The organism is Aliirhizobium cellulosilyticum (assembly GCF_014198105.1).
GTDB lineage: Bacteria > Pseudomonadota > Alphaproteobacteria > Rhizobiales > Rhizobiaceae > Neorhizobium > Neorhizobium cellulosilyticum.
In genome coordinates, this window is record NZ_JACIGW010000022.1 from 1 (window position 1) to 7282 (window position 7282).

9 protein-coding genes and 3 pseudogenes are annotated in these 7282 nt (G+C 55.3%); 4 read left to right on the forward strand and 8 right to left on the reverse strand.

Features of this window, described 5'->3' with window-relative positions:
- Window positions 1-509 precede the first annotated feature (509 nt).
- The gene (locus GGE33_RS27255; protein ID WP_183830599.1) at window positions 510-806 is read right to left on the reverse strand and encodes a DUF982 domain-containing protein; all 297 of its coding nucleotides are present in this window, start codon (window positions 804-806) and stop codon (window positions 510-512) included.
- A gap of 98 nt (window positions 807-904) precedes the next feature.
- Complete coding sequence (locus tag GGE33_RS27260; RefSeq protein WP_183830601.1) at window positions 905-1375, reverse strand: Hsp20 family protein; 471 nt, start codon at window positions 1373-1375, stop codon at window positions 905-907.
- A 351-nt stretch (window positions 1376-1726) separates the two neighbouring features.
- Between GGE33_RS27260 and GGE33_RS27265 the strand changes: the two genes are divergently transcribed.
- Window positions 1727-1993, forward strand: a complete 267-nt coding sequence (locus GGE33_RS27265) for a hypothetical protein (protein WP_183830604.1) — start codon at window positions 1727-1729, stop codon at window positions 1991-1993.
- Window positions 1994-2057: 64 nt separating this feature from the next.
- Here GGE33_RS27265 and GGE33_RS27420 read toward each other — a convergent pair.
- Window positions 2058-2359 (reverse strand): annotated as a pseudogene (locus tag GGE33_RS27420) (hypothetical protein).
- A gap of 173 nt (window positions 2360-2532) precedes the next feature.
- On the opposite strand from GGE33_RS27420, the gene GGE33_RS27270 reads away from it, so the two are divergent.
- A complete protein-coding gene (locus tag GGE33_RS27270; RefSeq protein ID WP_183830606.1) occupies window positions 2533-3357 on the forward strand; it encodes a DUF1206 domain-containing protein in 825 nt (274 codons plus the stop codon).
- Window positions 3358-3398: 41 nt separating this feature from the next.
- Complete coding sequence (locus GGE33_RS27275; RefSeq protein WP_183830609.1) at window positions 3399-3656, forward strand: hypothetical protein; 258 nt, start codon at window positions 3399-3401, stop codon at window positions 3654-3656.
- A gap of 854 nt (window positions 3657-4510) precedes the next feature.
- On the opposite strand, the gene GGE33_RS27280 is transcribed toward GGE33_RS27275, so the two are convergent.
- The 3 genes and pseudogenes from GGE33_RS27280 to GGE33_RS27680 all read right to left on the reverse strand — a co-directional run.
- The gene (locus GGE33_RS27280) at window positions 4511-4681 is read right to left on the reverse strand and encodes a hypothetical protein (RefSeq protein ID WP_183830612.1); all 171 of its coding nucleotides are present in this window, start codon (window positions 4679-4681) and stop codon (window positions 4511-4513) included.
- 51 nt (window positions 4682-4732) lie between these two features.
- Complete coding sequence (locus GGE33_RS27285; protein WP_183830615.1) at window positions 4733-4948, reverse strand: hypothetical protein; 216 nt, start codon at window positions 4946-4948, stop codon at window positions 4733-4735.
- A gap of 365 nt (window positions 4949-5313) precedes the next feature.
- Window positions 5314-5510: pseudogene (locus GGE33_RS27680) on the reverse strand (IS5/IS1182 family transposase); the annotation flags it as partial.
- A gap of 28 nt (window positions 5511-5538) precedes the next feature.
- On the opposite strand from GGE33_RS27680, the pseudogene GGE33_RS27685 reads away from it, so the two are divergent.
- Window positions 5539-5637: pseudogene (locus GGE33_RS27685) on the forward strand (DNA-binding response regulator); the annotation flags it as partial.
- A 303-nt stretch (window positions 5638-5940) separates the two neighbouring features.
- On the opposite strand, the gene GGE33_RS27295 reads toward GGE33_RS27685, so the two are convergent.
- On the reverse strand, window positions 5941-6552 hold the full coding sequence (locus tag GGE33_RS27295; protein WP_183830617.1) for a general stress protein: 612 nt from the start codon (window positions 6550-6552) through the stop codon (window positions 5941-5943).
- A gap of 51 nt (window positions 6553-6603) precedes the next feature.
- Complete coding sequence (locus GGE33_RS27300; RefSeq protein ID WP_183830620.1) at window positions 6604-6921, reverse strand: PepSY domain-containing protein; 318 nt, start codon at window positions 6919-6921, stop codon at window positions 6604-6606.
- Window positions 6922-7282: the final 361 nt, after the last annotated feature.

Below are 7282 nucleotides of genomic sequence, written 5' to 3' on the forward strand. Positions count from 1 at the left end.
GCTATTTGTCGCCAGCAGAATTTGAAACCCAACTCGCCCAGCAGGCGGCTTAGTTTGCGTTGTTTCGATGGTCCAGCCCGAGGGGTTCACTCCAAACCGGCTCAGTTCTGCGTGGAAACCAACACTTCAATTTATTGAACCGGTCTCTTGAGACCGGTTTTTTTTCGACTAACTTTAAGGGGCGAAACGGAGCTGGTTTCTCGGCGAACGGTTCGCCCGTTTCATTTCCCGTTTTGAATTCTTTCAATGGGTTATTTACGGGCTGGGGCGAGACTGAGTGCCCGTTTACAGGAGTTGCTTGTTGTAGACGCTCAACGGCCGCGGTGTTTGAGGAGGTGCGGATAAAACTTGGACTGATTTATACTTAATGCCGAGCTGTTGGGCCGCTACAAAGCGCGAACCCGCAAATTGGCTAAGGATCGGAGCCGCAGTCGGTGTGGCAAGTCGCCTGCCCCGGATAGCAGGATTTCAAAGGGGTCGATAAGCGGCAGAACTGACAAGTCCCGACCTTACATTCCACCGATTTTCGCATCGGTGTCACGGCGAAGATGGGGAGGCACTTCTTCGAGCTCGGCGAGCTTGCCGTTCTGCTTCAGAAAAACTCGAAAATTCTCTCGGACTGCGTCGATTGGCCAGTGCCCGTTCGCCGCTTCACGACAGTATCGGACAAGAGTCTCGTAAGCGAGGTTTCGCTTCTCGTTGGGCCACTCGTCGAGAAAATCGAATACGTCATCCAGTCCGGTGATCTCCTGCACAAAATACCGGCGCTGTGCGTAGACGGGCTTATCAAATTGGGCGAGCAACATACCGACCTCCTTCGTCTGCTCGAAATGGACTGATTGACAGAAGCCGGCCCAAATCGGGCCGGCTGTAGCAAGCGCTAGCTCTTGTCAGTTGCTTAAGTTCAGGCGACCTTGCGGTCGGATTCGAGCCGGAGCGGCGCGCCACCGGACGAAGGAACGCCGATTTCGATCTTGCGCGGCTTCATGGCTTCGGGTACCTGGCGCTTCAAGGCAATCGTCAGAAGTCCATTCTTCAGATCGGCCCCTTCCACTCTCACATGATCGGCAAGCTCAAACTTACGCTCGAAGGAACGACCAGCGATGCCCCGGTGGAGATATTCGCCCTGGAGCTCCTCGGCTTTCCCGCCTTTGATTACAAGGACGTTGCGCTCCTGAGTGATATCCAGGTCACCTTCGCCAAAGCCCGCCACCCCCATCGTGACGCGGTAGTCGTCTTCGCCGGTCTTGACAATGTCATAGGCCGGCCAGGTCTCGATTGCGTTGAGGCGCTGCGTATTGCTGAGCAGGTTGAACATGCGGTCGAAGCCGATGCTAGAACGATAGAGCGGGGCAAAATCAAGTTCAGTTCTCATACCCATATCCTCCGTAAAGCAACATGGAAGGTAGCGGGGAAACCCGCCTACTCGGTCAGCCGACCCCCTCATTGGGCCGTCGGCGTTGACCGATTTGGTTTTTGAGATTTTGTCGTTCAAGACCCCGATCGAAAATTTTTCCAGCTCCCAGAAGCCATCTTGTTCGCTGGAAATCCGGTACTATTTCGAGTCGCGATCTTCGCTTCGGGAGCATCGGGATGGTTAATGAAATGAGCAAGCTGTTTTCGGATGCCGACATTGAGATTCTGCCGCCCCAGCCCGTGACTGAGGGCGAGTTGGCCGTTTGCGCTTGTTGCTGTCGCCACCTTCCTAATTGGGTGATGGACGAGGATGGCTGCGGCATTTGCGACGAGTGTCTTGCACCTTGACGGTTCCCGCTGCATTGCGATTGCTGCATCTTCGCCAAGTCAAAGCTTCTCCAGCAGAAAAATGAACATAGTTGGTATCGCCGATTGGCTGGTGCGCAACCTCGGGCTGCCCCGGCTCGCAATTTTTAGGGTTAGAGTTGATGCCATCTACCCGAGTGACGGCAGAAAGCGTCTCGATTTAATCACCGGCAGGAAAGGTAATGAAAATGTGGCGACACCCCCGGAGTGAAGGCCAATTCACCAAACATCGGATAATCTGAAGCACGTAGGAGGATTGACCAGTGCCGCCTCCACTAAATTCCCGATCCATCAAGTTCGTCGTCGCTCTGGCCTTGCCAGGCCGGGACAGTTATCTGATCGAGCTCGGCTGCAGGCATAGGCATCCAGCATTTCAGTTCAGGCTGGGCATATCCGATGATCAATCCAGGCGCGGAATCAGAGGACCGCCAGCCGCCTTTCGCGAACTGATCACTTTTCGACCAATAGGCAAGATCGACAGCTCCAGGCCCCTGCTCTGATGGATAGATCGTCACAAGTATCCGACTGCCATCTTTGGCGCGGTCCGCATGTGTCGCCAGCGACTTTGCTCTACCACTGAACCCTCCAATCCTGTCGAGGCAGTTTCTTCCAAGCTCGCCGAGTGGTCAAGAGAAGCCGCCACATGACCCAATACGAGCAGACAATACGAATAAGGGGCGGCAGTGCCATGCCCTTTGGCAACAACAGTCGTTCTCGTGCGTTGATACCGCGAACAACCGGGAGATGGATATGCGAGCCGTGATGCGTTTCGAACTACTGGCGAAACTGGGCTACGCCGCCCGCGGTATTGTGTTTCTTCTCGTTGCGGTTCTGGCACTCTTCTCAGGGATAGCCGGGGGACAGCCAGAAACGAAAACAGCGATCTCCACCCTGCTGCAACAGCCACTCGGCCGCGTCTGGGTTGGATTGATCGGTTTTGGGCTCCTCGGATTTGTGGCCTGGCGGCTGGCTCAGTCGATCGCTGATGCCGATGGGCAGGGCAACGACGGCAAAGCCATGGTAATACGGACTGCGCTGCTTGCTAGCGCAGTGACTTACACTGGTCTCGCCGTATATGCCCTTGGGCGCGCATTCAGTGCGAGTGGTGATAGCGGTGGATCAGGAGAGAAAGGGCTCGCCCAGTGGGTGATGTCGCAGCCCTCCGGCTCATATGTAGCAATCGCGATCGGGATCGGACTGATCGTTGGAGGTATTGTCACTGGAGCTAAAGGTGCTCTTCGGAAATTCGAGAAGTATGTCCAGTTCCCCGATCGGAGCGGAGTGCTTTCCTACATCTGCATGTATGGTCTCATGGCACGAGGTGCAGTGTTCTCTGTCACGGGGATATTGTTTGCGTACGCTGGCTTCAAGGTCGATCCAGATCAGGCGGGAGGTATCGCAGACGCGCTTGAGTGGCTCCGTGAACTGCCTTTCGGCTCTGTTCTTTATGTCGTCATTGCGATCGGGCTAGCCGCATTTGGGGTCTATAACCTAATTGCCGCTAAATATCGCACCGTCAAAGGGCCAAGGCTCGATGATGTGACGCGTGCCGTTCCTCTGAACTTACGCCACTAAGAGAGCGGCTTTCGCGTTATGGATGAAGGACACAAACTCCCATGAACTCATCGTCGGTCTTCAACGTAGACCAACTCAACACGATCAGAGACACGCATCAGGAATGGTGTGCTGAAAATTCGGTCGACCCCAAGAGCCCGTTAGGAGAAGAAGCGGCCGCTTTTTTGATCAAAGCGTTCGACGTCGAGCACGACAACGTCGATAGCCTGATCGCGGCGCTTGATCACCATGTGCTGGAACGTGGGCGCCATGTGAAGGTCGGATCAACAAGCATACCCTCAACACAAAGATCGCAGTAGCCTGTGCGGTGGCTCTATTCATAGCGGGTCAATCGCTCGCGAACGCAATTTTGCTTTCGCTCATCACCCGCCCTCATCTTGCAGGTCTTTGGCTGCTTTGAAGTTAGCCATGACCCGGAGCATGGCAAGGGTGATTATCGAGAGAACAATTGCGGTGTCATGGGCTACAAGTCCGACTGCGGTAACAATCGCGCCCGATGCGGCCCAAGCGATTATTTGTGAACGGGACCGAGCAAACACGGCCCGCGCGATTCCGAAAGCTTGGATACATTTTTGCGGTGAGAACTATGATCGAACTTCTCTCAGCGAGGCTGTGTCTAAACGAAAAACAATTGCGCTAGAGAGGCGAACGGCTCAGCAATAATGCGGAACAATTCCTCTCGTCTAGGTCGCCAACCCTGTGAATAACCGCATCATCTCCTGCCAAGCTCTGATGTTATAGCATCGAGAGTTGCGGCCAGTCGCTCTTCGACCTGCGTCGCCTTTATTATCCCAGCACATCCCCTTGCGTAGATCACAAGTCTGGCGAGGACGGCCAGTTTCTCTTGTCTTTGAGTCGTATCGTTCACTGCGATCCTGCGGGTTTATGCAGATCGTAATCCCGGAGGCGTAGTCGGCGGCGTGAATTGAGCGTGAACGCATGCAGAAGCACCGGGCTAGTTTCTCCAGCGGAGGTCTTTTGAAACATCCACGCCGGAACAACTCCTCAATCAGTATTTGCGATGAGCCGCATAAGGCTTAAGGCGCTGGGAAAGTACCAGAATCCCGAAATCGCGATCATGAGCAGTACATGATTACAAGCACGACCAATCCGCGCCCATAACCTGTTTTGGTTGGGATGCCCTCTGCCATCGCTAAGTGCCTGTCGTGATGCCGAACACAGCAATACCGATCCAGACGCAAGCTGCAATAGCTGCCAAAACCGCGATAAGGGTCAGGGCTGAGCGCCCGAATAATGCTTTCTGTCGCTGCTTCGCCGCCGGTTCGGTGTGATTTTGTAGACTTGGCTCGTCTTGTGGTCGCATGCTGTTCTCCTTTAGGAGGCGAACACGACGAACGTAGAATTGGTTCCTAGACTACACAGCGTCCTTGTCCAAAGACCTCATCTTCTCAATCCGAAGGAGCAGGCTTTCTTCGACCAATCGCTTAGATTTGACCGTGAGGAACGATATTGCTCGATCTTCTGCCCGCTCGCGATTGAGCTTTGCACACAAATACAGGGACACGGCTTCGAGTTGTTCGGTGGTGATGTCAGGGCAGTCCGCCAGGCGCTGCGCAAAATCAGTAATCATCTTCCCCTCCCATTTCCCCCTATCTATTGAAACACAGAAGTTTACTTGCGGGGAGTTGTTTTGAATCAGAAGAAAAGTAGGGTTTATGAAAGATTACTTTTGATTCGATCCTTCCGGATTTAAAGCATTGCTGGTTGTATGATTAGGATTGTGCGACCCAAATTCACAGCGAGCCGACCTAGTTTCTTCCGGGGTGAGAGCCGGTGAGATGAATGCCGCTGTCGCGAAACAGTGAGCGAAGAGGTGGGTGCTGCTGAACCTGGCGCATTAGTTCCCGTATTTTCGTTCTCTGTCAGGAGACTCGAAATGTCCGTCGAACAGCGAAAAATAGGGGTTTAACGCGCACGCGAAAAACTCGCGGCTTGCTAGGATGCGGACTCATTAGCAGAGGCGACCCATATCCTCGTCGCTGCAAGCTTGAAGGCGGCCATGTAAAACACAGCGCGCCGGTCGTATCGCGTCGCACGGCCCCGCATCTGCTCGACACGGTTGAAGAACCGTCCACGAGGTTGCGCTGACGGTAGACCCAGCGGCTGAAGCTGAATTTCTGCTTTCGGTTGGTTGAATAAGATCGCCGCAGACTCAATCTCGCCGAGCCAACAGTGAAACTCCATAGGGGGCACATGATTGGGAAGTTGAAGGCAACATCGGTCGCCCATCTGGCGAAGGTGGCTGATGGCCTTTCGTAGGCTCAGCAGCTTAAGCTCGCAGAGTAATGGCGTTCCGCGTGTTGGAACTGCTACACTTCTAAGTCTTGAACAGGATTCGAACACACGATCAGCAACTCAGATCGGCTAAGCATCTGAGAAAGCGTTGATTTGAGACGGCGCATAGCCGATAAGGCGTAAGGCGCTGTTTTGAAACGCCCGTAGTAATGTAGGGACGTGAACTTATCTCGCTTCCTCGAAAGCCCGAGGCACCGCTGTGAGGCTGGAGGCGGAACCAGGGAGGGTCGCCTCGTGATGAAGCGGCCCACCTTATGGATGCAGATGTTAGACCCGCGGATCGGCGCGGTAACGACGGCGTTCAGCCTCGATCTGTTCGGAGGTGTACGGATCAGCGGTCTCATCGAAGCGTGTCCAGCCTTCCGCTGCATAGGCGTCGCGACGGGTGCCGAGATTGACAGCGTGCGAGCGGTCGAGGATAGACTGCGCGGCGACGATCTTGTCGCTTTCGACCTTGGCCGCGACGACGGCACCACCGCGACGGATGCCCTCGGCATAGACCTGAGCGTCCTTTTCCGGAACACCAGATTCGATCATCGCTCCCACGATGCCACCGGCGGCTCCGCCGACGACAGCGCCCGCCACCGCACCTGCTGCGGTGGCGGCTAGCCAGCCAGCGGCGACGACGGGCCCGACGCCCGGAATGGCCATCATGCCGAGGCCAGTCAGAAGGCCGCCAGCACCGCCTGCGACTGCTCCAATGCCAGCGCCGGTTCCCGCGCCTTCGGCAGCGTTATTGCCCTGTCCTTCGACCTCTTCTTTACCGTCCTTGTAATAGACGATGCTGATGTGGTCGGATGCTACGCCGGCGTCTTCCAGCGCCCTAACGGCTGCACGGGCATCGTCGTAGGAATCGAATAGTCCTGTTACGGTCTGCATAGGTGTCTCCTCGTGTCTTTTCGTTGGTTGTCTGGAGCTCGTTCGTCCAGATTACTTCGCCATCGTTACGTTGCCTTGGAAGTCCAGCGAGATGTTGCCGGCCTTGCCATCTTTTGTTCCCATTGCACGCCAGACGCCCTGGTCGTCCAGCTTCAGGCCGGACACGTCGGTGTAGCCCGCGCCTTCGATGCGCGACTTCGCCTGGGCCTCGGTGAAGCTGTTCTTCCCTGCGACCGGCGCCCCGGGGTTTTGTTCTCCGGAAGCGGAGACGGCCGGGGTAGTCTGCGACGTCTTCGGGGTTTCGCTCTGAGCACATGCGGCTGATGCCGAGAGGAGTGCAGCCGCAGTGACAAAAGTGAGTTTTTTCATGGTGTTCCTCCTATTTCAGCATCCTCTTTGAATGCCGGGAGATAACACGCCCGAACAGGTTTAGTTCCCACGTTGACAGGGTGTCGGCGATTGCGGTGGCCCTCTTTCCCTCGTTGACCATGTTGGATTGCACACCATGTGAAGCGCATGCCGAAAAAGAGGAGAAAAGCTATAACGAGCCCCCGGCATGACGATAGATCCTCATTACAGAGGGCGACGTATCATTCCCGTAACATGACAATTTGAGTGTCCGATAGCAGCATGATTGTTGATTGCCACTGAGAACTGACCCGGTATTGGAGTGAACCCCTCGGGCTGGACCATCGAAACAACGCAAACTAAGCCGCCTGCTGGGCGAGTT